Genomic DNA, 25,802 nt, shown 5'->3' with positions numbered 1-25,802 from the left:
GGCCGGGTGGATCAGTGGAAGAAGTGCCTGGTGCCGGTCAGGTACATGGTGACGCCGGCCTGCTGGCAGGCGGCGATGGTCTCCTCGTCGCGGACCGAGCCGCCGGGCTGGACGATCGCCCGCACCCCGGCGTCGATCAGGATCTGCGCGCCGTCGGCGAACGGAAAGAAGGCGTCGGAGGCGGCGACGGAGCCCCGGGCCCGCTCCGCACCGGCCCGGCTGACCGCCAGCCGGGCCGAGTCGACCCGGTTGACCTGGCCCATCCCGACCCCGACCGACGCGCCGTCCTTCGCCAGCAGGATCGCGTTGCTCTTGACCGCGCGGACCGCCCGCCAGGCCAGCGCCAGGTCCCGCAGGGTGGCCTCGTCGGCCGCCTCGCCGGTGGCGAGCTTCCAGTTGGCCGGGTCGTCGCCCGCGGCGTCGATCCGGTCCCGCTGCTGGACGAGGACCCCGCCGGTGACCTGCCGCCACTCGGCCGGCAGCGGGGCGAAGGCCGGGGCGCGCAGCAGCCGGATGTTCTTCTTGCCCTGGAGGATCTCCACCGCGCCGGGCTCGAACTCCGGTGCCACCAGCACCTCGGTGAAGATCTCCGCGACCTGCCCGGCCAGTTCCACCGAGACCGGCCGGTTGACGGCGATCACCCCGCCGAAGGCGGAGACCGGGTCGCAGGCGTGCGCCTTGCGGTGCGCCTCGGCGACGTCCGCGCCGACGGCGATGCCGCACGGGTTGGCGTGCTTGATGATCGCCACCGCCGGCTCGTCGGGGAAGTCGTTCGCGGCCCGCCAGGCGGCGTCCGCGTCGACGTAGTTGTTGTAGGACATCTCCTTGCCGTGCAACTGCTCGGCCTGGGCCAGCCCCGGTGGGCTGCCCGGGTCGGCGTAGACGGCGGCGCCCTGGTGCGGGTTCTCGCCGTAGCGCAGCGTCGCCTGCCGGCGCAGCGCCAGCCCGGCGAAGTGCGGCCAGCCGTCCTCGGCCGGGGCGGCGGTGCCGGCGAACCAGTCGGCGACCGCCACGTCGTACTCGGCGATGTCGGCGAACGCGCGGGCCGCCAGCGCCCGCCGCTGGGCCAGCGTGAACCCGCCCTCGGCCAGCGCGGCGACCAGCGCCGGGTACGCGGCCGGGTCGGTCACCACGGCGACCGAGGCGTGGTTCTTGGCGGCGGCCCGGACCATCGCCGGCCCGCCGATGTCGATCTGCTCGACGCACTCGTCCGGGGACGCGCCGGAGGCGACGGTGGCCTGGAACGGGTAGAGGTTGGAGACCAGGACGTCGATGCCGGCGATGCCGTGCTCGTCGAGCTGCGCGCCGTGCGACTCCTTGCGCAGGTCGGCCAGGAGCCCGCCGTGGATCTTGGGGTGCAGGGTCTTGACCCGGCCGTCGAGGATCTCGGGGAAGCCGGTCACCTGCTCGACCGGGGTCACCGGCACCCCCGCGCCGGAGATCGTCGACGCGGTGGAACCGGTCGAGACGATCTCGACCCCCGCCTCGTGCAGCGTCCGGGCCAGCTCGACCAGACCGCTCTTGTCGTAGACGCTGACCAGCGCCCGCCTGATCGGGCGGCGGGAGTCCTGCGGGGCACTCACGGAACCGTGACCTTTCTTCCGGTGATCGTCCAACCTGCACGGACCAGGCGACCGACCTGCTCGACGAGCTGGCGGCGCTCGGCTTCCTTGATGCGCTCGGTGAGCGTCTCCTCGTCGTCGTCGTCGAGGACCGGCACCGCCACCTGCGCGACGATCGGGCCGGTGTCCATCCCGGCGTCGACGAAGAAGAGGGTGGCCCCGGTGACCTTGACGCCGTAGGCGAGCGCGTCGCGGGGGCCGTGGATGCCGGGGAACGCCGGCAGCAGCGTGTTGTGCGTGTTCAGGTAGCGGTCGCCGAAGGCCGCCAGGAACTGCGGCCCGACCAGCTTCAGGAAACCCGCCGAGATCACCAGGTCGGGCCGGTGCTCGGCGACGTGCGCGGTGAGCGCCTTGTCCCAGTCGGCACGGGTGGGGTGGTCCTTCACCCGGTCGACGAAGGTCGGCACCCCGGCGGCGGCGGCCCGGTCCAGCCCGACGATGCCGTCCCGGTCGGCGCCGACGGCCACCACCCGGGCCCCGTAGCCGGGGTCGGCGGTGGCGTCCAGCAGCGCCTGGAGGTTGCTGCCGGAGCCGGAGACGAGGACGACGAGGCGGGCGACGGACGCGGGCTCGGTCACCCGGCCACCCTAGCGGGCAGGTCGGCACGCCCATCCTGCGGGCGGCGACGTTTCGGGTGATCACGCGTGTCGCCCCGGCACGGTACGCTGCCGGTCGCCCGGTGGCCGGGTCGTGCCCGCCACCGCACCCCATAGCCAATGATCAGGTACGGACGCCGTACCGACGTGAACGAGGAGCACCTCAGATGCAGCCCGGTTACCCCAACCCGCAGCAGCCGATCAACAACAACATGACCGCGTCGATCGTGGCCATCTTCTTCTTCTGGCCGCTGGCGATCCCCGCCATCATCAACGCCTCGAAGGTCAACCCGGCCCTGCAGCAGGGCGACTACGCGGGCGCCGAGGCCGCCGCCCGGGAGTCCAAGAAGTGGTCGAAGCTGGCCTTCATCATCGGTGGTGTGTGGCTCGTCATCGTGCTGCTGTGCTGCCTCTTCGGTGGTGTGATGGGTGCGATCGACGGCAGCAGCACCAGCAGCTACTGACGGCCCACGACTGAGGAGCAGCCGAGATGCAGCCCGGAAACCCCGGCCACGACCCGTACGGCCAGCAGCCCCCGCACGATCCGTACGGGCAGCAGCCCGTCCCGGGCCAGCCGCAGGACCCGTACGCCGCGCCGCAGGCACCGTACGGGCAGCAGCCGGCGACGCCGTACGGTGAACAGCCGCCGTACGGCCAGCAGCCCCCGCACGACCCGTACGGCCCCCAGCCCACCTCGGGCCAGCCGTACGGTCAGCCACTCCAGCCGGACCCGTACGGCCAGCCCGTCCACAAGGACCCCTACGGGCAGCAGCCGTACGCCGCGGCGGCCGGCTCCTACCCGGGGGCCGGCTACCCGACGCCGCAGGGGCAACAGAACACCCTCGGCCTGGTGTCGCTGATCCTCGGCATCGCGTCCCTGCCGCTGCTCTGCTGCCTCTTCCTGGGCCTCCCGGTCGCCATCGGCGCGGTGATCACCGGCTGGCTGGGCATGCAGAAGGCGAACCAGGGCCTGGCCAGCAACGGCGGTCAGGCCAAGGCCGGCCTGATCTGCGGGGCGGTCGCGGTCGGCCTCGGCATCCTGCTGCTGCTGCTCAACCTCATCGGCAGTTTCACGCTCCCCACCTCGCCCTGACCCGGGCGGGCACGATCGAGGGGCGTCCCGGCACCGTCCGGGGCGCCCCTCGCCGCGTGTCCGGCAGGGCCACCCGGCGGTCGGGACGGCCGGTCAGTCCGGAACCGGGCGGGCCGGCCGTTCCTCGGTGCCCCGGGTCGGCCGGTGCCGCTCCCCGGCCGGGTCGGACCGTTCCGGAGCCCTCCGGGGGCGGCCGGCGGGCGGGCGGGGCCGGGCGGCCGGGCGGGCCGACGACGGCCGGTCGAGCACCTTGGCGGCGGCGGCCCCGAGCAGCGCGCCGACGGTGACCACCGCGGTCGCCACCGCCGCCACCTGCCACGGCACCGGGCCGATCACGGCCAGCCGGCCGCCGCCGAGCGGGCCGCCGGAGGCCGCCGCGGCGAGCCCGACGACCAGGCCGACCACCGGACCGGCGAGCGCGGCCGGGCCGAGCAGCGCCGGCCAGGCCGGCGGGGTCCACTCGTCGGCGTCCGGGCGGAGCAGCCGGCGGGCGAGCAGCCAGCCCGCCGTCATGCCGGCCAGCACCGGCACCGCCAGCAGCGCCGCGCCGAGCCCGTCGACCGGGCCGCTGGGCAGCCCGGCGAGCAGCGGTACGGCCGGCAGCGACCCGACGGAGACCTCGCTGAGCCGGACCGCCGTGCCGGTGCCGACGGCGAACCCTGGGCCGAGCAGGTAGGCCGTCGACCAGACGGTGGCGTTCGGCGCGTAGGCGAGGCTGACCAGGGTGATGCCGGCCTGCCCGGCGACCCCGGTCCGGTAGGCCCCGATCAGGTCGGCGGCGTCTCCGCCGCCGGTCGCCACCGCAAGGCCCGCCGCGCTCGCCCCGGCGGCGAGCAGCAGCAGGGCGGCGACCAGGCCGGTGCGGACCCCGTCGCGCAGCACCGGTGCGGCACGGTCGGCGACCAGGCGGGTGACCCCGGTGGTGCGGGCCGCCCCGACCAGCGCGGCCAGCGTGCCGAAGAGCAGCAGGGTCAGCCCGGACCGGACCGGGGACACCCGCAGGCCGCTGCTGTCGACGAGCAGCGCGGCCAGGACGCCGAACACGGCGTATCCGAGGCCGACCGCGAGGGCGACGGTGGCCGCCCGTCGGGGTGACCGGCCGTCGCGCGCGCCGACCGCGCGGCTGGCGTGCACCCCGGCCCGGGTCAGCCGCCAGAAGGCGAAGGCGCAGAGTGTCAGCGGGACGAGGCCGAGCCGGCCGGCGGTGGTCTCCAGCGGCACCCCGTGACCGAGCAGCCAGCCGGCGAGCCCGGCGCGCAGCGCACCGACCAGCGAGCCGGCGTCCTCGCTGAATTGGGCCAGCCCGAGCACCACCGCCACCGGCAGGTACGAGGTGACGGCGGCGCCGGCCGCGGCCACCCCGGCGGCGACGGGCAGCGGCGCCCGGGAGCGCCCGGACTGCTCCGGCCGGCGGGGTGCGGGCACCCGGGCGCCGCCGGCACGGCCTGGCGGCCGGCCGCCGGTGCGGGCACCGCTGGGACGGCGGGGCTGATCAGGGGTGGTCGAGGACATCGGCTCTACTCTGGCATGCCGCGCCGGTGGTGGCTGCCCGTCGGGGCCGCCCGGGGCCGGCGAGTTCCGTGATCCACCGCCGTGGGGCCCCGATCCGGTCTAGCCTCGGCGCAGGGACGCGACCGAAGTCGTGGCACCGATCGCCCGGAGGAAGCCGTGAACGCTCCGTACCCACCGCCACCGGCCGCGGCCGGGCGGGACCGCACCACGCTCTGGGGGGTGCTCGGCATCGTCCTCGGCCTGATCTGCTGCGGAATCCTGGGCATCATCTTCGGTTACCTGTCGATCCGCGACGCCAAGCGGTACGGCCAGTCGCCGGTCCTCGGCTACCTGGCGATCGCGTTCGGCGTGATCAACATCATCGGCACCGCGATCTGGCGGGCCAGCGGGAACTACCCGCTCTGGAACAACTGAGGGGGCCGACCGTCTCCGGTCGACCCCCTGCGTCGCTCGCTCGGGTGGTGCGGTGCACGGCTCAGCGGCCGGACATCAGCTCCCGCATCAGCTTGGCGGTCTCGGTCGGGGTCTTGCCGACCTTGACGCCGACCGCCTCCAGGGCCTGCTGCTTGGCCTCGGCGGTGCCCGCCGAACCGGAGATGATCGCGCCCGCGTGCCCCATGGTCTTGCCGGGGGGCGCGGTGAAGCCGGCGATGTAACCGACCACCGGCTTGGTGACGTTGTCCTTGATGAACTCGGCGGCCCGCTCCTCGGCGTCGCCACCGATCTCGCCGATCATCACGATGGCGTCGGTCTCCGGGTCGGCCTCGAACGCGGCGAGCGCGTCGATGTGGGTGGTCCCGATGATCGGGTCACCGCCGATGCCGACGCAGGTGGAGAAGCCGATGTCGCGCAGCTCGTACATCATCTGGTAGGTCAGCGTGCCGCTCTTGCTGACCAGGCCGATCCGGCCGGAGCCGGTGATGTCGGCCGGGATGATGCCGGCGTTGGACGCGCCAGGCGAGGCGATGCCGGGGCAGTTCGGCCCGATGATCCGGGTCTGCTCGCCCTTGGCGACGTTGTACGCCCAGAACGAGGCGGTGTCGTGCACCGGCACGCCCTCGGTGATCACCACGGCGAGCGGGATGCCGGCGTCGATCGCCTCGACCACCGCCCCCTTGGTGAACTGCGGCGGTACGAAGATCACCGTGGCGTCCGCCCCGGTCTCCCGCATCGCGTCCGCCACGGAGGCGAACACCGGCAGCTCGGTGCCGTCGAAGTCGACGGTGGTGCCGGCCTTGCGCGGATTCACCCCGCCGACCACGGTGGTGCCGGCGGCGAGCATCCGCCGGGTGTGCTTGGAACCCTCGGAGCCGGTCATCCCCTGCACGATGACCTTGGACTCCTTGGTCAGCCAGATCGCCATCGTCAGACCCCCGCAGCAGCCAGCTCGGCGGCCCGCTCGGCCGCGCCGTCCATGGTGTCGACCCGCTGCACCAGCGGGTTCCCGGCGCCGTCGAGGATCGCCCGACCGGCCTCCGCGTTGTTGCCGTCGAGCCGGACCACGAGCGGCTTGGTGACCTTCTCGCCGCGCTCCTCCAGCAGGGCCAACGCCTGGATGATGCCGTTGGCGACCTCGTCGCAGGCGGTGATGCCGCCGAAGACGTTGACGAAGACGCTGCGCACCGACGGGTCGGACAGCACGATCTCCAGGCCGTTGGCCATCACCGCGGCGCTCGCGCCTCCGCCGATGTCCAGGAAGTTGGCCGGCTTGACGTTGCCGTGCCGCTCGCCCGCGTAGGCCACCACGTCGAGGGTGGACATGACCAGGCCCGCGCCGTTGCCGATGATGCCGACCTCGCCGTCGAGCTTGACGTAGTTGAGGCCCTTCTCCTTGGCGGCCTGCTCCAGCGGGTCCACCGCGGCCTGGTCGACCAGGGCCTCGTGGTCCGGGTGCCGGAAGCCGGCGTTCTCGTCCAGGGTGATCTTGGCGTCGAGCAGCAGCAGCGTGCCGTCGCCCGTCTTGGCCAGCGGGTTCACCTCGACCAGGGTGGCGTCCTCGGCGACGAACGCCTTCCACAGCCCGACCGCGACCGCGACGACCTGGTCGGCGACCTCGGCCGGGAACCCGGCCGCGTCGACGATCTCCCGGGCCTTCGCCTCGTCCACACCCTCGACCGCGTCGATCGGGGCCTTGACCACCTTGTCGGGGGTCTCGGCGGCGACCTGCTCGATGTCCATACCGCCGGCCACGCTGGCGATGCAGAGGAAGGTGCGGTTCGCCCGGTCGAGCAGGTAGGAGAAGTAGTACTCCTCGGCCACGTCCGCGGTCACCGTGATCATGACCTTGTGGACGGTGTGTCCCTTGATGTCCATGCCGAGGATGTCGGTGGCCCTGGCCACCGTCTCGTCGGTGCCCTCGGCCAGCTTGACGCCGCCGGCCTTGCCTCGGCCGCCGACCTTCACCTGCGCCTTGACGACCACCCGGCCGCCGAGGCGTTCGGCGATCGCGCGGGCCTCCTCCGGGGTCGTGGCGACGCCGCCGGCGAGCACGGGCAAGCCGTGCCGCTCGAACAGGTCCCGCCCCTGGTACTCGTACAGGTCCACGATTGCGCGTCCCGTCCCGTCTCCGCGGCGCGCCGTCGCGCCGCCGCCAGCGTTGTGGAAACTCCGTTGACGCCTGTCATCAGTTGAAACAGGCCATTGGCCGCAGCCTAGCGAGGTGGGCACCGGCGGCAACCGAGCGGGTGCGCGGTGTGCGGTAATGCACAGCGCGCCGTCGGCGACTCGCCGGTGGCACAAATCGGTCCACAGGTTGTCCCACGTAACGCGTAACCCCACGGTACGGGCGTCGTTGAGTCTGATGTCGGAGCGCTGATCAGCGCGAAGACGGGAGCGGCCGATGCCCTGTCGGTCGAGGGGTGGCGGCGGGGCATCGTGCATAGAAGGGCCGGGCGTGTGAGGGGTGCGTCCGGCCCTTCACCCTGCCCGGATTCGGCAACCCGCCCCTCCCGGCCACCGCCTCACCGTACGACGCGACGGCGGCGGCCCGGAGCGGGTCCACCACCGTCGGTGTACGGACGGGTGCGGCGCACCCGCAGGCCGTCAGGCGACCGGCTGGGCCACGTTGGCGCGGACCCACTCGACGATCGACTGGGTGGTCGCCCCCGGCGTGAAGATCTTCCTGACGCCGATCTCCATCAACTCGGGGATGTCGGCGTCGGGGATGATGCCGCCGCCGAAGACGACGACGTCCCGCGCGTCCCGCTCGGCGAGCAGCTCCAGCACCCGGCGGAAGAGCGTCATGTGCGCGCCGGAGAGCACCGACAGGCCGACCGCGTCGGCGTCCTCCTGGACGGCGGTCTCGACGATCTGCTCCGGGGTCTGGTGCAGGCCGGTGTAGATGACCTCCATACCCGCGTCACGCAGGGCACGCGCCACCACCTTGGCACCCCGGTCGTGGCCGTCGAGGCCCGGCTTCGCGACGACTACCCGGATACGAGAGTTCATCAGCGCACACCCTTCACGGCTCCGCGGCTACCAGCTGAACGAACGGTAACCCGGCCCACCGGGGGTGGAGAACCCGGGCCGGACCCCTACCGTCCCAGCCCGCCCCCGGGAAGCCGGACGCCTCCGCCGATCGGTCACTGTGCGCGACGAACGGGCAGGAAGGGGGACAGCCGTCCGGCGCGTGGAGCTATGACAATGATGGACGGAAAGGGACAGAACGAATCGCCGATCCGGGGGGCACGCTTGTGACCGGAGCGGCGGAGGGCTAACGTGTCCACGGTTGTCATCAGGTCCACGGACGGGTGATGACGCGATCAACGATCGTCGGGGCGGCTGCACCGATCGGTCGGAGGTTGCATCGGATCCCCGACAACGGAGGGTGTGCGTGCGCCAGCGCCTGTCGTCTGAGCCCGATAGATATCGCGGCCGTCGCCGCGTGCCCACCCCCCCGCGGAGCCGCTACGCGGCGGTCGTGACCACCGCGTTCGTCGGCGCCGGGATCGTCGCGCTCGGCGCGGGGGCGATGCCGGACGCCAAGAGCGTCAGCCCGTCGGTCCTCGACGAGCTGCGGCAGGCCTCGATCACCAGCCAGGACGCCGCCGCCCGTGCCGACGCCGCCGACCGGGCCACCCGCAGCGACGCCCGGGACAGCCAGCCGGGCGTCAGCCAGCAGGACCCGTGGCTGCTGCCCATGCAGGGCTACGACTTCAACTCCCCGTACGGCATGCGCTGGGGCAAGCTGCACACCGGCATCGACCTGGTCGCGCCGGAGGGCACCCCCTACGTGGCCATCCACTCCGGCACGGTCACCAAGGCCGGCTGGTTCGGCGGCTACGGCTACGCGGTGATCGTGCAGCACGCCGACGGCAGCGAGGCCATCTACGGCCACTCCTCGGCGGTGAGCGTGCACGAGGGCCAGCAGGTGAAGGCGGGCGACCAGCTCGGACTGGTCGGCAACACCGGCCACTCCTACGGCGCGCACCTGCACCTGGAGGTCCATGTCAAGGGCCAGCCCCTCGACCCGGTGCCGTGGCTGCAGGAACGCGGAGTGGACATCAAGCTGCAAGTCGAGGCGTACTACACCGAAGCAGCCGCTTCCTGACGCTCGGTAACGCCTGCTCACCGCCCGGATCTACGGATCCGGGCGGTTTTTCGTGCGGCCAAGTCTGCTGCGTCACACTCCGCAGTGTGACCGAGCCCACGGTCGGGCCGGTGGAGGCAACAGGTCAGACGACACCCCGACGGGACATAGCCGGTCAGGCCGCCGGACGATCCGGGCTACCCGTCGGTACCCGTACCCGGCCAGGCGCGCTTCGACACCCAGGATGGTCCGGGTCCGAAACCCCCTGAGTAGTTGAAGGTCCACCGTGCTGGAAGACAACAACCGCCCGGACGACGGCACCACCCGCGCCGGGAACCCCACCCGCACCGGCCCCGGAGCCCGGATCTCGGCCGCCGTGGTCCGGCACCGCAGGCGTCACCCGCGGGGCGTACGCACCCTGACCCTCGGCCTCGCCGCGCTGGTCGGCCTCGGCCTGGCCGGGGTCGCCACGGTCACCGCCCTGGACCGGGACGACACCCCCGAACCGGCAGCCGTCGCGCTCGACGCCCGGGAGCGGGCCGAGGCCGCCGCCCGCGCCGACCGGTCTACCCGCGAGTCGGCCGCCCCGGCCAGCCCCACCGCCGTGCCGAGCCCCACCAGCACCAGTCCCACCCCGACGGCCACGGCCACCCGGAAGGCCGCCGTGAAGTCGAAGGTCACCGCGAAGCCCAGGGTCACCGCGCGGAAGACGACCGCGCCGAAGCCGAAGCCGTCCTGGGTGATCCCGATGGCCGGCGCGCAGATCACCTCCTGCTATGGGGAGCGCTGGGGCACCCTGCACGCCGGCATCGACTTCGCCCTGCCGGCCGGCACCCCGATCCGCGCCGCCGCCGCCGGCACGGTCGTCAAGGCCGGCGACGTCGGCGACGGCTACGGCATCTCGGTCTTCATCGACCATGGCAACGGCTACCTGACCCACTACGCCCACCAGAGCAGCGTGAAGGTCGCCGTCGGAGACCGGGTCGGCGTCGGCGAGGTGATCGGCTACGAGGGCTCCACCGGCGACTCCACCGGCCCGCACCTGCACTTCGAGGTGCACCAGGGGCAGATGTGGAACCAGATCGACCCGGCGCCGTTCCTGCGCGCCCGGGGCATCGACGTGGCCTGCTGAGCCGTACCACCGACGGGCCCGGCCGGCAGCACGCCGGACCGGGCCGTCGGTGTCGGCTCAGAGCTTGTCGAGCGGGGCGTGCCGCAGCACCAGCCACATGGTCTGGTCGCCGAAGTCGATCTGCGCGCGGGCGCTCGGCCCGTGCCCCTCGACCGCGAGCACCCGCCCCAGGCCGTAGCGCTGGTGGTTGACCCGGTCGCCGGCCGACACCTTCGGCCCCTGCGGCAGCTCGCTGGCGGTGGCCAGCCGACTGGCGTCCACCCCGAGCCGTTTCGCCAGCTCCGCCGCTCTCGGAGTGCCCCCGGTGAAGCCGCTCCGCCCGCCGGGCGCGCGGTCCGCGCGCCCGCCGACGCCGCCGCCCCCACCGGCCCACGAGGTGTACGTCCCCTCGGTGCGCTCCCAGCGCACCAGCTCCGGCGGCAACTCCTCCAGGAAACGCGACGGCGGGTTGTACGACGGCTGTCCCCAGGCCGAACGGGTGACCGCCCGGGACAGGTAGAGCCGCTGCCGGGCCCGGGTGATGCCCACGTACGCCAGCCGCCGCTCCTCCTCCAGTTCCCGGGTGTCGCCCAGCGACCGCAGGTGGGGGAAGACGCCGTCCTCCAGGCCGGTCAGGAACACCACCGGGAACTCCAGGCCCTTGGCGGTGTGCAGGGTCATCAGGGTGACCACGCCCTGGTGGTCGGGGTCGTCGGAAGGGATCTGGTCGGCGTCGGCGACCAGCGCCACCTGCTCCAGGAAACCGGCCAGGGTGGCCCGCTCGTCGTCGGCGCCCAGCGCCTCGATCCGCTCGGTGTACTCCCGGGCGACACTCACCAGTTCCTGGAGGTTGTCGACCCGGCCGGCGTCCTGCGGGTCGACGCTCTCCTCCAGCTCGGTCAGGTAGCCCGAGCGGGTCAGCAGCGCCTCCAGCACCTCCTCCGGGGTGCCCTCCTCGGCCAGCTCGCGGGCCCCGTCGAGCAGGGCGACGAACTCGGCGATGGAGTTGGCGGCCCGGGTGGAGATGCCCGGCGCCTCCCGGGCCCGGCGCAGCGCCGCGCCGAAGGAGATCCGCTCCCGGCTGGACAGCGCCTCGACGCACGCCTCGGCCCGGTCGCCGATGCCCCGGCGCGGGGTGTTCAGCACCCGGCGGAGGCTGACCGTGTCGTCGTCGTTGACCACCGCGCGCAGGTAGGCCAGCGCGTCGCGGACCTCCTTGCGCTCGTAGAAGCGCACCCCGCCGACCACCTTGTAGGGCAGGCCGACCCGGATGAACACCTCCTCGAAGACCCGGGACTGGGCGTTGGTGCGGTAGAAGACGGCGATGTCGCCGGGGCGGGTCTCCCCCGCGTCGACCAGCCGGTCGACCTCCCGGCCCACCCAGTCGGCCTCGGCGTGCTCGGTGTCGGCGACGTAGCCGACGATCTGCTCGCCCGCCCCGGCGTCGCTCCACAGCCGCTTGGGCTTGCGGGAGGTGTTCCGGTCGATCACCGCGTTGGCCGCGTTGAGGATGGTCTGGGTGGAGCGGTAGTTCTGCTCCAGCAGGATGGTGCGGGCGTCGGTGAAGTCCCGCTCGAACTCCAGGATGTTGCGGATAGTCGCGCCCCGGAACGCGTAGATCGACTGGTCGGCGTCGCCGACCACGCACAGCTCGGCCGGGGCGATCCCCTCGGTGCCGGCGACCAGCTCCTTGATCAGGGTGTACTGCGCGTGGTTGGTGTCCTGGTACTCGTCGACCAGGACGTGCCGGAATCGGCGGCGGTAGCTCTCCGCGACGTGCGGATGCGACTGGAGCAGGTGCACCGTCGTCATGATCAGGTCGTCGAAGTCCAGCGCGTGCGCCTCCCGCAGCCGCCGCTGGTAGAGCGTGTACGCCTCGGCCAGCGCCCGCTCGTTGGGGCCCGTGGCCCGGCCGGCGAACTCCTCCGGGTCGGTCAGCTCGTTCTTCAGGTTGGACACCTGGGCGGCCAGCCCCCGGGCCGGGTAGCGCTTCGGGTCGAGATCCAGTTCCCGGGCGACCAACTGCATCAGCCGGCGGGAGTCGTCGGCGTCGTAGATGGAGAAGGTCGACTTCAGGCCGGCGTGCTCGTGCTCGGCACGCAGGATGCGCACGCAGGCGGAGTGGAACGTCGACACCCACATCAGCCGGGCGCGCGGACCGACCAGGTGGGTCACCCGCTCCTTCATCTCCCCGGCGGCCTTGTTGGTGAAAGTGATCGCGATGATCTCGCCGGGGTGGACGTCCCGCGCGGCGAGCAGGTAGGCGATCCGGTGGGTGAGCACCCGGGTCTTGCCGGAGCCGGCCCCGGCCACGATCAGCAGCGGTGAGCCGGCGTGGACGACCGCGTCCCGTTGGGGACCGTTCAGGCCCTCCACCAGGTCCTGCGGATCGAGGCGACGGGCGGGGCCGGGCCGGCGCGGCGGAACCGACTCGGGCTCGGGCGCGGGCGGGGACGCGGGGATGTCGAAGAGAGGATGCATCGCACGGCGAGTCTATGCCGTCGGCCGGACACTTCCCGCCCGCGCACGCCCGGCACGGATCGTGCCCCGCCACCGGGCGCACGCCCCGGCCGCCGACCGGCCGGACTGAGACGAACCTGTCACGGTGGCCCCACTGGCATCTTCCGCCCCGAGGCGCGACGATGACCCGGGAAATCCCCGCCTGCTCCCCCGTAGACGACTTGGGAGAACAAATATGAGTCACCCGCGCTCGCGCGGTCGGGCCGTGCTGCGTCACCTCGCCGCACCGGCCCTCGCCCTGGCCGTCGTGGCCAGCCTGCCCATCACCGGCCGCGCCACCACGCCGCCGGCCGACGCCGCCCCCGGTGCCGGCCTCGCCCCGGTCGCCGTCTCGTACGCCACCGCGACGGGTGGCGAGGTCAAGGGCCAGTTCCTCAGCTACAACGACTTCCACGGCGCGATCGACCCGCCCGGCGGCAGCGGCGCCACCGTCAACGGCACCCCGGCCGGCGGGGTGGAATACCTCGCCACCTGGCTGAAGAAGCTGCGGGCCGAGGCGAAGGCCGAGGGCCGGGTCACCACCACCGTCGGCGCCGGCGACCTGATCGGGGCCACCCCGCTGGTCAGCGCCGCTTTCCACGACGAGCCCACGATCGAGCTGATGAACCAGGTCGGCCTCGACGTCAGCTCGGTCGGCAACCACGAGTTCGACGAGGGCGTCAAGGAGCTGCTCCGGATCGACAAGGGCGGCTGCCACCCGGTCGACGGCTGCCAGGACGGCGACGGCTTCGCCGGCGCGAAGTTCACCTACCTGGCCGCCAACACCATCAACAAGAAGACCAAGCTGCCGATCCTGCCCCCGATCGACGTGAAGTTCGTCGGCGGCGTGCCGGTCGGCTTCGTCGGGGTCACCCTGGAGGGCACCCCGGGCATCGTCAACCCGGCCGGGATCAAGGACGTCACCTTCACCGACGAGGTGCAGACCGCCAACAAGTGGGGCGGCCTGCTCAAGCTGTTCGGCGTCAAGGCGATGGTGCTGCTGGTGCACGAGGGTGGCGCGCAGTCCGCGCCGCCGGCCACCCCGGGCGTCTCCGACTGCGCCAACTTCTCCGGCCCGATCGTCGACATCGTCAAGGGCCTGCGGCCGGAGTTCGGCGTGGTGGTCTCCGGACACACCCACCGCTTCTACTCCTGCTCGCTGCCGAACTCCTCGGGCAAGCCGAGCGTGGTCACCAGCGCCGGCAACAACGGCCAGCTGGTCACCGACATCGACTACTCGCTGGACCGGCGGACCGGCCGGTTCACCGGCATCACCGCGAAGAACGTGATCGTGGAGAACGGCGTGCGCAACGCCGACGGGACCTGGCAGCAGACCGGCGGGGTGTTCGCCAAGAACCCGGCGCTGGTCGACGCGGGCGCGAAGACGCTGGCCGACAAGTACCGCACCGCGGTCGCCCCGATCGCCAACCGGGTGGTCGGGAAGATCAGCGCCGACATCGTCCGGGACGCCCGGCCCAACGGGGAGAGCCCGCTGGGTGACGTGATCGCCGACGCGCAGCTGGCGTACACCAGGGGCGACGGGGCGCAGCTCGCGCTGATGAACCCGGGTGGCGTGCGGGCCTCCCTGGCGTACGGGGCGTCGACCGGTGGCGAGGCGCCGGGCGAGGTCACCTACGGCGAGGCGTTCACCGTGCAGCCGTTCAACAACCTGGTGGTCACCCAGACGTTCACCGGCGCGCAGCTCAAGGACGTACTGGAGCAGCAGTTCGTCGGCTTCAAGGGGCAGACCACCCAGCGCATCCTCCAGCCCTCGGCCGGGCTGACCTACTCCTACGACAGCACCGCGCCGGCCGGCTCGCGGGTCAGCGCGCTGGCCCTGAACGGCACCCCGGTCGACCCGGCCGCCAGCTTCCGGGTCACCACGAACGACTTCCTCGCCAACGGCGGGGACGGGTTCACCGAGCTGGCGGGCGGCACCGGCCGGACCACCGCCCCCGGCTTCGACGTGGACGCCCTGGTGGCGTACCTGGGTGCCGGCGCGCCGGTCGCCCCCACGGCGGCGGACCGCATCACCCGGCTGGGCTGACCGGCGGGAAGGGCCCCTCGTCGGCGCGGGCGCGCGGCGACGAGGGGCCCTTCTCTCAGCCGTCCGGGTGCTTGCGCGCACCGGCCACCGGTCGGCATACTCGACGACGTGATCGAGCGGCAGTTCTTTTTTTACTACGGCACCGGGAGTCCGGCAGCCGTGGGTCGCGCCTGATCGACAGACCTGCGAAAGCCCCGGGCTCGGAGAGCCCGGGGCTTTTTCGTCCCGGGATCCGAACACCGGGCCCGAGACCCGAGGGGTACGACGATGATGACTGACGTGGTGGAGTCCAGCGGTGGCCCCGCGCGGCACGACGATCCGGCCGGGGCCGAGCCCACGGAGGCGGACCCGACCGGCGCCGCTGCCGCCCGGACCGGCACCGGCGACACGGTGGCGGCCGAACGGATCGTGGCGATCAGGGAACGGATCGACGAGATCGACCGTACGCTGATCGCGCTCTGGCAGGAGCGGGCGGCGCTGTCCCAGGAGGTCGGGGTGACCCGGATGGCCTCCGGGGGCACCCGGCTGGTGCTCTCCCGGGAGCGGGAGATCCTGGAGCGTTTCCGCAGCGAGCTGGGGGCCGACGGCACCCAGTTGGCGTTGCTGCTGCTGCGGGCCGGGCGCGGGCCGCTGTAAACGGCGACCCGGCGGACACGGGGTGCGGTAGCGGCACTGCGGTTGACGCGGGCCGCGGTGAGGGCGTCCCGGGGACCGTGGTGGAACGACGAACCGCCTGCCGCCGTCGGGTGGACGGTGGCAGGCGGTCCGGGTGGGGTCACGCCTCGTGCGTGGCGACGATCTCCCGCTTCTCGGCGAAGTGGCAGGCGCTCGGGTGGTCCGAGCCGGGGCGGATCTCCAGCAGCGGCGGCTGCTCGGCGCAGACGTCCTGCGCCTTCCAGCACCGGGTGCGGAACCGGCAGCCCGACGGCGGGCTGATCGGCGAGGGCACGTCACCGGTGAGCCGGATGATCGCCTTGTTCTCCCGCAGCGTCGGGTCCGGCACCGGCACCGCCGACAGCAGCGCCTGGGTGTACGGGTGGGTCGGCCGCTCGTAGATCTCGTCCTCGGTGCCGATCTCGACGATCTTGCCGAGGTACATCACCGCGACCCGGTCCGACAGGTGCCGGACCACCGACAGGTCGTGCGCGATGAACACGTACGACAGGCCCAGCTCGTTCTGGAGCTTCTCCAGCAGGTTCATCACCTGGGCCTGGATCGAGACGTCCAGGGCGGAGACCGGCTCGTCGCAGACGATCACCTCGGGCCGCAGGGCGAGCGCGCGGGCGATGCCGATGCGCTGCCGCTGGCCGCCGGAGAACTGGTGCGGATACCTGTTGATGTGCTCCGGGTTGAGGCCGACCAGGTCGAGCAGTTCCTTGACCTTGTCCCGGCGGCTGCCGCGCGGCGCGACCTCCGGGTGGATCTCGAACGGCTCGCCGATCAGGTCGCCGACGGTCATCCGCGGGTTCAGTGAGGTGTACGGGTCCTGCATGACCAGCTGGATCTGCCGGCGCAGCCGCCGCAGCGCGCCACCGGAGAGCTTGGCGATGTCCTGGCCCTTGTAGTGCACCGTGCCGGCGGTCGGCTTCTCCAGGTTCATCAGCACCCGGCTCAGCGTCGACTTGCCGCAGCCCGACTCACCGACCACGCCCAGCGTCTCGCCGGCCTTGAGGTCGAATGAGACGCCGTCGACGGCCTTGACCTGGCCGATGGTCTTCTTGAACACGATGCCCCGGGTGACCGGGTAGTGCTTGACCAGGTCGCGGACTTCGATGATGTTCTCAGTCACGGTTCACCAGTTCCTCGGCGAAGTGGCAGGCGCTGGCCCGACCGGTGCCGATCTGCAACAGCGGGGGGACGGTCTCCCGGCACACCGGCTGCGCCATCGGGCAGCGCGGGTTGAACGGGCAGCCCGGCGGGATGTTCATCAGGTTCGGCGGGAGGCCCTTGATGGTGCGGAGCTGCTGCCCCTTCTCGTCCAGCCGGGGGATCGAGTTGAGCAGGCCGAGGGTGTACGGGTGCGCCGGCTTGGCGTACAGGTCGTAGACGTCGGCTTCCTCGACGATCCGGCCGGCGTACATGACCGCGATCCGGTCCGCGACGTCGGCGACCACGCCGAGGTCGTGGGTGATCAGGATCATGCCCATCCGGCGTTCCCGCTGGAGTTCGCCGAGCAGGTCCATGATCTGGGCCTGCACGGTCACGTCCAGCGCGGTGGTCGGCTCGTCGGCGATCAGCACCTCGGGGTCGAGCGCCAGCGACATCGCGATCATCGCGCGCTGCCGCATGCCGCCGGAGAACTGGTGCGGGAAGTTGCTGAACCGGCCCTTGGCGTTCGGGATCTTGACCTGGTCGAGCATCTCGATCGCGCGCTTCTTGGCGTCGGAACGGCTCATCCCGCGCCGGACCCGGAACTGCTCGGCGATCTGGAACCCGACGGTGAAGACCGGGTTCAGGGCGGAGAGCGAGTCCTGGAAGATCATCGCAATGCCCTCGCCACGGATGCGGCGACGTTCCTCGGCGGACATGGTGAGCATGTCCTTGCCGTGGAAGCGGACCTCGCCGCCGGTGACGAAGCCGGGGGGCATGTCCAGGATGCCCATGATGGTCTGCGCGGTGACGCTCTTACCGGAGCCGGACTCGCCGAGCACGGCGAGGGTCTCCCCCGCGTCGACGTGGTACGTCACTCCGTTGATGACCTTGGCGACGCCGTCCCGGGTGCGGAACTCCACCCGCAGGCCGTCGACCTCGAGCAGCCGACCGGAGGGGCGGCCGGATCCGTCGGCGCCGGGCGCGGACTGCTCGGACACGAGAATGTCGGACAACTCAGTCTCCCCTATCGGAGCTTCGGGTCGAGGGCCTCGCGGACCGCCTCGCCGAGCATGACGAAGCTCAGCACGGCGGTGACGAGGAACGCGGAGGGGAAGAAGAGCAGGAAGGGCGAGACCCGGAGGTAGTTCTGCGCTTCATTGATCATGATGCCCCAGGAGACCACCGGGCTCTGCAGGCCGATACCCAGGAAGGACAGGGTGGCCTCGGCACCGATGAAGGAGCCGATCATGATCGTCCCGTAGACCAGCAGCGGTGCCAGGCAGTTCGGCAGCAGGTGCTTGAAGATGATCCGACCGGTGCTGGCACCCATCGCCCGGGCCGCCACGATGTAGTCGGCCTCCTTGGTGGCGAGCACCGAGGAACGCATCAGCCGCATCACCACCGGCCAGCTCAGCAGCACCAGCGAGCCGATCACCAGGAGCTTGATCTCCCACTCGCCGTTGTCGGAGCCGGCGCCGTTGAACGTGGTGAGGATGACGATCGCACCGAGCACGAACGGCAGACCGAAGAAGATGTCGGTGATCCGGGAGAGCAGGCCGTCGATCCAGCCACCCTTGTAGCCCGCGATGATGCCGACCGTCCCGCCGATCAGCAGGGTGCCGATCGTGGAGAGCAGCGAGACCACGATCGAGGCGTTGGCGCCGTAGATGACCCGGGCGTAGACGTCACGGCCCTGCACGTCGTAACCGAACCAGGCGTCCGACGACGGCTCAACCCGGCTGCGGGCCAGCACGCCGTCGGTCGGGTTGCCGGAGGTGAACAGCGACGGGAAGGTCGACATCACCACGAAGAGCACGATGAAGACGGCGGAGATCCAGAACAGCGGCTTGCGACGCAGGTCGAGCCAGGCGTCGCCGAGCAGGCTACGCGGCTTCTCCTGCTTGCCGCCGGGGCCGGCGGTGGCCGGGGAGCTTGCCTCGGTCAACTGCTCGGGACGGGGCGTGCTCACGATCGAAGCGGCACTCGGGTCGCTCATGCCTGCACCTCGCTGCGCTCGGCGCCGGCCTGGTTGCCCGCGCACACTGCAATGACGGTTCGTTCGCTGCTGCGCTCACTCATAGCGGATCCTCGGGTCCAATGCGGCGTAGAGCAGGTCCACCAGCAGATTCATCACCAGGTAGACGAGCACCAGCACGACCACGATGGAGACAACGGTAGCGCTCTCCTTGGTGACGATCGCCCGCAGCACGGTGCGGCCGATGCCGTTGATGCCGAAGATGCCCTCGGTGATGATCGCGCCGCCCATCAGGGCGCCGAGGTCGGTGCCGAGCAGGGTCACCACCGGGATCAGCGAGTTGCGCAGCAGGTGGATGCCGACCACCCGGCGCATCGGGAGCCCCTTGGCGATCGCGGTACGCACGTAGTCGGCCCGGCGGTTCTCCGCGATGCTGGTGCGCGACACCCGGGCGATGTACGCCATCGACGCGCTGCCCAGCACGAAGCCCGGTAGGAGCAGTTCGGTGATCCGCATCTCGTTGGAGACGGTCGGCTTGACGATGCCGAGCTTCACGCCGAAGAACCACTGGAGCACGAAGCCGACCACGAAGACCGGCAGCGCGATCAGGAAGAGCGTGGAGACCAGGACCAGGTTGTCCAGGAAGCCGTTGCGGCGCAGGCCGGTGAGCACACCTGCGGTGAGGCCGATGACACCCTCGATGATCAGGGCCACCAGGGCCAGCTTGAGGGTGTTCGGGTACGCGGTGGCGATGATCTCGCCGACGTCGCGCCCCGACCAGGTGGTCCCGAAGTCGCCTTGCAGGAGGTTCTTCATGTAGGTGGCGTACTGCACGAACCAGGGCTGATCCAGCTGGAACTTCTCGGTCATCATGGCCCGGTAGTTGTCCGGGCAGCCCCGATCACCGCACTTGCCGGCGAACGGGTCCCCGGGGACCTTCCACACCAGCAGGTAGATCATCAGCGTCGTCCCGATGAACACCGGGACGAGTTGGAGCAGCCGTCTCACCAGATAACGGCCCATGGGGTGGTCCTCCTGACAAGGGGTGTGCCGGGGGCGGGGGTGCGGCCGACACGGGTGGCGACAACGTGGCGAGGGGTGGGGTGCACCCACTCGCGGAACGGCCCCGGGTCGGGCTCACCGGTAGGCGAGCCCGACCCGGGGTCAGACCGTTCGGATCAGAGCTCGACGGAGGTGATGTCGAGCTCGCCGACGTTGGTCAGCTCCATCTTCTTGATCTTCTCGGAGTGACCGGACTGCTGGCCACCGAAGTAGATCGGCATCGACGGAACGTCCTGGTCGACCTTCTCGACCGCCTTGGCGAACAGCTCGTGCGAGGCCTCCAGGCTCGGGGCGGAGCTGGCCTGCTTGGCCAGGGCGTCCACCTCGGGGTTGCTGTAGAGACCGTCGTTCGAGGAACCACCGGTCACGTAGAGCGGGTTGATCCAGTTCTCCACGTCCGGGTAGTCCTGCTGCCAACCGGCACGGTAGGCGCCGTCCATCTTGTGGGCGTTGATGTTCTGCCGGAAGACCGCGAAGGTCGGCACACCGACGGCGACCGCGTCGATGCCCAGGTTGGTCTTGATCTGCTGGGCGACGGCCTCCATCCAGTCCTTGTGGCTGGCGTCGGCGTTGTAGTACATCTTCAGCTGCCCGGTGAAGCCACCGGCCTCGGTCAGCAGGGTCTTGGCCTGGGCCGCGTCGAAGGAGCACGCGGTGCAGTTGCCCGGCTTGGCACCCGGGGTCAGCGGGTTGGCCCAGCTGTCGGCCGGCTTGCGGTTACCGAAGAAGATCTTGTCGGTGATCTCCTGCCGGTTGATCGACAGCGAGATCGCCTTGCGCAGCTTCGGGTTCTGGAAGCGCTTGTCGTAGATCGGGAAGGCGATGATGCCGGTCGACGGCGTGGTCGACGGGATCGCCCGGTCGCCCAGGTCGGCCTTCCACTTGTCGCCGGCCAGCGAGGAGACCGGAACCTGCTGCTGGAAGTCCAGGTTGTTGGAGACCAGGTCGTTGTAGGCCGCCGTGTCGTCCTGGTAGATCTTGACGGTGACGTCCTTGATCTTCATCTTGTCGCGCAGGTTGTAGTCGTCGAACCGCGTCAGCTTGATCGCGACGTTGTTCTCCCACGAGACGAAGCTGACCGGGCCGTTACCGATCGGCTTCTTGCCGAAGGTCTCGGCACCCTGCGAGAAGAAGGCGTCCGGCAGCGGCATGAAGGTGCTGTAGCCGAGCTTGGTCGGGAACACGGCGGTCGGCGCGGCGAGCGTGACCTCGAAGTTCCAGTCGTCGACGACCTTGAGGCCGGACATCTCCTTGGCCTTGGGCTCGGGCGCCTTCTTCGGGCCGTCGCCGTCCGGGTCGGAGGTGTTGACGTCGGCGAAGCCGGCGATGTCGGCGAAGAAGCTGGCGTTCTGCGCGCCGTTCGGCGAGTACGCGCCCCAGTTCCAGGCGTCCACGAAGTTCTTGGCCTTGACGACGGTGCCGTCGTGGAACTTCGTGTTCTGCTTGATCTTGATCTTGTAGACCTTGGAGTCGCTGGTCTCGATCGACTCGGCCAGCGCGTTCTGCGGCGCACCACCGTTGTTGGGGTACTCGACCAGACCGGTCCAGAGCCAGTCGATGATCTTGCCGCCACCGGTCTCGGTGGTGTTCGCCGGAACCAGGGGGTTCTCCGGCTCGGTGCCGTCGATGACGATGGCACCGTCCGAGCTGCTGGCGCCGCTGCTGCCTTCGTCGTCGCTACCGCTGGAGCAGCCGGACGCGATGAGCGCGAACGCCGCACCCATCGCGATGGCGCCGCTCGCCCGCTTCGAGACTCTCATTCCGAGGGGCCTCCTCTTTCTAACCTGGTTCCGTCGTGGGTTTCACGCACGTTGGGGGGTGACACCGCACGGCGATCATGTGTTACAGATCACCGGTTACCGCAGAGAAATCGGGACACCCCAGGGGTACCGATCCGCCGGGCCACCACACTCCCGCACTCGGCCCCCGGGCAGGCTCGACGACCACGATCCGTGCCATGGGCAGCGGTGACGTGGTCGGTCGGGACACACGGGTGCCTCACGTCAGGGGTGAGGTGCTGCCACTGTGACACCCACCGGCCCATTACGTGAAGGTGCCGTTATCAAGCCGTTAGTTGCCCGCCATGTTGCCGATACTTGAGAAAAGATCATGAGATGCCCTGGTCGTACCGCTCTGAGCAGGAAAGACAGCAAGTCTGCTGCAGCAGGTAGTGACCGACGGGTAGCAAGTGTGAGCTTTCCCGCCATCCCGTCACGACGGTTGGACGTCCACCGAGAGTTGCCCGATTTCGACCATCCGGATGATGGCAACTTCCGCCGCGCGGAGACAAGTCCCGGCCGGCCGGCCGACGACACCGGCGCAGGTCCGCACCGGTCCCTCCGGACCGCGTGACCACCCGGACGGCGTGACCACCCGGACGGCGTCGCCGGACCGGAACACCCCCCGACCCGACGGAAACGGGCCGGAGCACCCCCGACGGAAACGGGCCGGCCCCGGCACCATCGGGGTGCCGGGGCCGGGGTGTCCGTACCTCAGACGGTGAAGCGGATCCGGCGGCGGCGGACCAGCAGCACCGCCACCGCGCCGAACGCGAGCAGCGCCATCCCGGCCAGGGCGGCCAGGGCGATCGGCGACCCGGTCAGCGGCAGGCCGCCGCCGTTGCTGGCCGGCGAGGTCGACGGAGCCGGGCTGGCCGGCGGCGACGAGGAATCCGCCGGGGTCGACGGCGACGGGGACGCCGCCGAGGACGACGGGGACGGCGACGGCGACGGCGACGGCGACCCGGACGGCGAGGCCGACGGCGACGGCGAGGCCGGGGCGGCGGCGAAGGTCGCCGCCGCGTCGGCGGTGACCGAGGTGCCGGTGCTGCCACCCAGGATCAGCTTCTGCTTGGCGTTCTTGCCGCCGGAGAAGAGGAAGACCCGCCCGAAGGAGACCGAGTCCGGGGCGGAGACGGTCACCGTGACCCGGCCGGCGGCGGTGGCGGTCAGCCAAAACCGGCCACCGTTGGTGGTCGCGGCGACGGGACGCCCCTCGGCGTCGACGGCGCTGCCGCCCTCGACCTTGAGGGCGATCTCCCCGGCCGGTCCGTGCACGGTGAACGGCCCGGCCCGCCCGCCGGTGGTCGCGCTGGCCGAGGCCGGATCGAGGCTCAGCTCGGCCTTCGGCTCCGGCTGGTCGGTGGCGTTGCGCACCAGGTAGTCGTGCACCCGGCGGATCACGTCGTACTCGGCGGCGACGGTCAGCCCCCGCTCCCAGTCACCCAGGGTGATGCCGTCGCTGAACTGCCAGACGGCCGTCTGGGTGCCGAAGTAGAGCAGCGTGTCGCGCCGGGAGTCGGACAGCCCGGCGGGCAGGGTGGCACCGGCCGCGGCGAGCAGCTTCGCCCGGTCGGCGTTGGGGTAGCCGTGGGTGAGCACCCACTGCACCCGGCCGAGGTTCTTCACCTCCGACTCGTCCCAGCTGCCCTCGGCGTACTCGCCGTTGCGGGCCACCGGGGTGTGGAAGTCGATGCAGAAGACCGGCACGGTGCCGTCCTTCAGCTCCAGGGCCAGCGCCGAGGTCTTCTGCGCCCGACCGTCCAGCTTCAGGGTGACGCTGGTGCCCGGCACCGCCCGCGCCACGCCCTTCGTCGCCGGCTCGGCGGCGGCCGGACCGGCTGCGGCGAGCACCAACGCGCCACCGGTGACGAGCGCCGTGACGGTACCCGCCCAGCGTCGTCCTCGTTCTCCGAACATCAGTTCCGTGCACCTCTCCCCAGGGGTTGGCCCGCTCCGGGCGGGCCGGTGTGCGTCGCCCCCGGGCGGGGTCGTGACACCACCCGCACGCGCGAAGGCGACGGGGCATTATGCGACACGAATTGATCTCTTGTCAGCCCTGGGATGATGCTCCCGGAATGGGAGGTGTCAGACGAGTCGTCGGTCCGCCGCCCAGCGGGACAACTCATACCGGTTGGACATCTGGAGCTTGCGCAGCACGTTCGACACGTGCGTCTCGACCGTCTTGATCGAGATGAACAGCTCCTTGGCGATCTCCTTGTACGCGTACCCCCGGGCGAGCAGGCGCAACACCTCGCGCTCGCGGTTGGTGAGCTGGTCCAGCTCGGGGTCGGCGACCGGGGCGTCCGGCCGGGCGGCGAAGGCGTCCAGCACGAATCCGGCCAGCCGGGGGCTGAACACGGCGTCCCCGTCGGCCACCCGGCGGATCGCGTCGGTCAGCTCGTCCGGGGAGATGGTCTTGGTCACGTAGCCCCGGGCGCCCGCCCGGATCAGCCCGATCACGTCCTCGGCGGCGTCGGACACGCTCAGCGCGAGGAACTTCACCTGCGGGTGGCTGCGGCGCATCGCGTCCAGCACCGCCCGCCCGCCGCCGTCGGGCATGTGGACGTCGAGCAGCACCACGTCCGGCCCGGTGGCGGCGATCCGGGCGACCGCCTCGGCCACCGTGCTCGCCTCCCCCACCACCTCGACGTGCGCGCCCAGCTCGGCCCGGACCCCGGCCCGGAACATGGCGTGGTCGTCGACCAGGAAGACCTTCAACCGGTGCGCCCGGTCCGCCGTGCCCGCCCCCGCATCCATCGGCTGTTCCGCCATCTCAGCTGCCCCTTTCCGCCGTGGAGCCGGTGCCGGTGATCGGCAGCATCAACCGGACCTCCGTCCCCTCTCCGGGCTCGGAACGGATCTCCGCCCGGCCACCGTGCCGCTTCATCCGCCCGATGATCGACCCTCGGACCCCGTGCCGGTGATCCTCCACGGTATCCGGGTCGAAGCCCTTGCCCCGGTCCCGGACGAAGACGCTCACCTGCTCCGGTTCGACCTCGGCATAGAGCGACACCGTCTGCACCCCGGCGTGCCGGGCCGCGTTGACCAGCGCCTCCCGGGCCGCCGCCACCAGCGCGCCGACCCGCTCGTCGGTCCCCCGGTCACCCACCACCACCGCCTCGACGGTGATCGCGAAGGTGTCCTCCACCTCGGCGGCGGCCTGCTCCAGCGCCGCCGCGAACCGCTCGGTCGGCGAGGCGGTCGGTTTGTAGAGCCAGTTGCGCAACGACCGCTCCTGGCCCCGGGCGAGTCGCTGCACCGTCTTGACGTCGCTGGCGTTGCGCTGGATCAGGGCGAGGGTGTGCAGCACCTGGTCGTGCACCATGGCGGCCAACTCGGCCCGCTCCTGCTCACGGATGCGCCCCTCCCGCTCCGAGCGGAGCTGGTTCCAGATGCGCCACAGCATCGGGGCGGCCACCACCCCGACGCCGACCAGCCCGACCAGCGCGAAGATCACGCCGTTGACCACCGCGTCGAGGTTCTGCACCGGGGAGTAGACCGCCGCCACGCCGATGATGCCGACGGCGACCAGCACCGCGCCACCGGCGAACCGGAGCACGAGTGCCCGCCTGTCGGTCTCCTCCACCACCGCGCCGAGCCACGGCACCGGCATCGAACCGCTCCACTGCCGACGACGCTCCGGCGCGGCCTGGTGCCAGATCACCCCGGCACCGACCGCGATGATCGCCACCAGCCAGCCGGCGGTGCCCGCCGCGCCGACCGAGTCGAAGACCAGCACCTGGACCAGCAGCACACCGAGGCCGATCGCCACGAACGGCAGCAGCTGCCCGGGGTCCCGCCGGGGCGGCACGGCGGTGTCACCCGGCCGCAGCGGCACCACCGCCCAGAACGCCGCGTACAGCAGCAGGCCCAGGCCGCTGAGCCCGAGCAGCACCATGAACGCGACCCGGACCCGCAGCACCGAGATGCCGAGGTGGTCGGCGATGCCGGCGGCCACCCCGGCGGCCAACCGGTGCTCCGGCGCCCGGTAGAGGCGGGGTGGCGGCGGGGTCACGACGCTGATGGGAGGCTCCCCTGATCACGGTGGGTGGCGGACGGACACCTGGCGGTACGGTGCCGCTCCGATCGTCACACGCCCGGGACGCCGCCGACCACGGGGACGCCCCCGACATCCGCCTCCCGGGATCTCAGGGTGGGGTCAGG

Annotated in this window: 21 protein-coding genes and 1 pseudogene; 7 read left to right on the top strand and 15 right to left on the bottom strand. The window is 71.5% G+C overall.

Annotation, left to right across the window (positions count from 1 at the left end; translation table 11 throughout):
• Positions 1-11 precede the first annotated feature (11 nt).
• Together purH and purN are read right to left on the bottom strand one after the other, a co-directional pair.
• The gene (purH, locus tag ACN267_RS29260; protein ID WP_421490090.1) at positions 12-1,583 is read right to left on the bottom strand and encodes a bifunctional phosphoribosylaminoimidazolecarboxamide formyltransferase/IMP cyclohydrolase; all 1,572 of its coding nucleotides are present in this window, start codon (positions 1,581-1,583) and stop codon (positions 12-14) included.
• Positions 1,580-2,200: a phosphoribosylglycinamide formyltransferase gene (purN, locus tag ACN267_RS29255; protein WP_088647168.1), complete on the bottom strand. Its 621-nt coding sequence runs from the start codon at positions 2,198-2,200 to the stop codon at positions 1,580-1,582. The genes purH and purN overlap by 4 nt, the downstream gene beginning before the upstream one ends.
• 185 nt (positions 2,201-2,385) lie before the next feature.
• Here purN and ACN267_RS29250 point away from each other — a divergent pair, with 185 nt between their 5' ends.
• Positions 2,386-2,682 carry a CD225/dispanin family protein gene (locus ACN267_RS29250; RefSeq protein WP_088647169.1) on the top strand — a complete coding sequence of 99 codons (297 nt, stop codon included), beginning with the start codon at positions 2,386-2,388 and terminating at the stop codon, positions 2,680-2,682.
• Positions 2,683-2,708: 26 nt separating this feature from the next.
• On the top strand, positions 2,709-3,311 hold the full coding sequence (locus ACN267_RS29245) for a DUF4190 domain-containing protein (RefSeq protein ID WP_204957779.1): 603 nt from the start codon (positions 2,709-2,711) through the stop codon (positions 3,309-3,311).
• Between the two features lie 237 nt (positions 3,312-3,548).
• On the opposite strand, the pseudogene ACN267_RS29240 reads toward ACN267_RS29245, so the two are convergent.
• A pseudogene (locus tag ACN267_RS29240) lies at positions 3,549-4,823 on the bottom strand (DUF6350 family protein); the annotation flags it as partial.
• A 156-nt stretch (positions 4,824-4,979) separates the two neighbouring features.
• On the opposite strand from ACN267_RS29240, the gene ACN267_RS29235 reads away from it, so the two are divergent.
• On the top strand, positions 4,980-5,237 hold the full coding sequence (locus tag ACN267_RS29235; protein ID WP_281894526.1) for a hypothetical protein: 258 nt from the start codon (positions 4,980-4,982) through the stop codon (positions 5,235-5,237).
• 61 nt (positions 5,238-5,298) lie between these two features.
• On the opposite strand, the gene sucD is transcribed toward ACN267_RS29235, so the two are convergent.
• From sucD to ACN267_RS29220, 3 genes are all read right to left on the bottom strand, one after another.
• Positions 5,299-6,186, bottom strand: a complete 888-nt coding sequence (gene sucD, locus ACN267_RS29230; protein WP_204957777.1) for a succinate--CoA ligase subunit alpha — start codon at positions 6,184-6,186, stop codon at positions 5,299-5,301.
• A 2-nt stretch (positions 6,187-6,188) separates the two neighbouring features.
• Entirely contained in the window at positions 6,189-7,367 is a 1,179-nt protein-coding gene (gene sucC / locus ACN267_RS29225) for an ADP-forming succinate--CoA ligase subunit beta (protein WP_421490089.1), read from the bottom strand.
• Positions 7,368-7,865: 498 nt separating this feature from the next.
• Positions 7,866-8,270, bottom strand: a complete 405-nt coding sequence (locus tag ACN267_RS29220; RefSeq protein WP_204957775.1) for a cobalamin B12-binding domain-containing protein — start codon at positions 8,268-8,270, stop codon at positions 7,866-7,868.
• A gap of 385 nt (positions 8,271-8,655) precedes the next feature.
• Here ACN267_RS29220 and ACN267_RS29215 point away from each other — a divergent pair, with 385 nt between their 5' ends.
• Positions 8,656-9,372, top strand: coding sequence for a M23 family metallopeptidase (locus ACN267_RS29215; protein WP_421490088.1), 717 nt, complete (start codon positions 8,656-8,658; stop codon positions 9,370-9,372).
• A 343-nt stretch (positions 9,373-9,715) separates the two neighbouring features.
• Entirely contained in the window at positions 9,716-10,483 is a 768-nt protein-coding gene (locus ACN267_RS29210) for a M23 family metallopeptidase (RefSeq protein WP_421490521.1), read from the top strand.
• A gap of 57 nt (positions 10,484-10,540) precedes the next feature.
• On the opposite strand, the gene pcrA is transcribed toward ACN267_RS29210, so the two are convergent.
• A complete protein-coding gene (gene pcrA / locus ACN267_RS29205) occupies positions 10,541-12,943 on the bottom strand; it encodes a DNA helicase PcrA (RefSeq protein ID WP_421490087.1) in 2,403 nt (800 codons plus the stop codon).
• A gap of 214 nt (positions 12,944-13,157) precedes the next feature.
• On the opposite strand from pcrA, the gene ACN267_RS29200 reads away from it, so the two are divergent.
• Positions 13,158-15,008, top strand: coding sequence for a bifunctional metallophosphatase/5'-nucleotidase (locus ACN267_RS29200; protein ID WP_421490086.1), 1,851 nt, complete (start codon positions 13,158-13,160; stop codon positions 15,006-15,008).
• 267 nt (positions 15,009-15,275) lie between these two features.
• The gene (locus ACN267_RS29195; RefSeq protein ID WP_204957772.1) at positions 15,276-15,644 is read left to right on the top strand and encodes a chorismate mutase; all 369 of its coding nucleotides are present in this window, start codon (positions 15,276-15,278) and stop codon (positions 15,642-15,644) included.
• 139 nt (positions 15,645-15,783) lie between these two features.
• On the opposite strand, the gene ACN267_RS29190 is transcribed toward ACN267_RS29195, so the two are convergent.
• The 8 genes from ACN267_RS29190 to ACN267_RS29155 form a co-directional block, all read right to left on the bottom strand.
• Complete coding sequence (locus ACN267_RS29190) at positions 15,784-16,797, bottom strand: ABC transporter ATP-binding protein (RefSeq protein WP_204957771.1); 1,014 nt, start codon at positions 16,795-16,797, stop codon at positions 15,784-15,786.
• The gene (locus ACN267_RS29185) at positions 16,790-17,818 is read right to left on the bottom strand and encodes an ABC transporter ATP-binding protein (protein WP_421490520.1); all 1,029 of its coding nucleotides are present in this window, start codon (positions 17,816-17,818) and stop codon (positions 16,790-16,792) included. The genes ACN267_RS29190 and ACN267_RS29185 overlap by 8 nt, the downstream gene beginning before the upstream one ends.
• Positions 17,819-17,844: 26 nt before the next feature.
• Positions 17,845-18,816, bottom strand: a complete 972-nt coding sequence (locus ACN267_RS29180) for an ABC transporter permease (protein ID WP_204957770.1) — start codon at positions 18,814-18,816, stop codon at positions 17,845-17,847.
• Between the two features lie 75 nt (positions 18,817-18,891).
• A complete protein-coding gene (locus ACN267_RS29175) occupies positions 18,892-19,818 on the bottom strand; it encodes an ABC transporter permease (protein WP_204957769.1) in 927 nt (308 codons plus the stop codon).
• Between the two features lie 155 nt (positions 19,819-19,973).
• A complete protein-coding gene (locus ACN267_RS29170; RefSeq protein ID WP_204957768.1) occupies positions 19,974-21,617 on the bottom strand; it encodes a peptide ABC transporter substrate-binding protein in 1,644 nt (547 codons plus the stop codon).
• 732 nt (positions 21,618-22,349) lie between these two features.
• A complete protein-coding gene (locus tag ACN267_RS29165) occupies positions 22,350-23,555 on the bottom strand; it encodes a thioester domain-containing protein (RefSeq protein ID WP_421490085.1) in 1,206 nt (401 codons plus the stop codon).
• Positions 23,556-23,723: 168 nt separating this feature from the next.
• On the bottom strand, positions 23,724-24,410 hold the full coding sequence (locus tag ACN267_RS29160) for a response regulator (protein WP_421490084.1): 687 nt from the start codon (positions 24,408-24,410) through the stop codon (positions 23,724-23,726).
• 1 nt (position 24,411) lies between these two features.
• Positions 24,412-25,653, bottom strand: a complete 1,242-nt coding sequence (locus ACN267_RS29155) for an ATP-binding protein (protein WP_281902857.1) — start codon at positions 25,651-25,653, stop codon at positions 24,412-24,414.
• Between the last annotated feature and the right edge of the window lie 149 nt (positions 25,654-25,802).

Origin of the sequence: Micromonospora sp. WMMD734 (genome assembly GCF_049178975.1) — a bacterium.
Lineage (GTDB): Bacteria > Actinomycetota > Actinomycetes > Mycobacteriales > Micromonosporaceae > Micromonospora > Micromonospora wenchangensis.
Note: the sequence above shows the minus strand (reverse complement) of the source record. Positions and strands in the feature narration are given on the sequence as shown.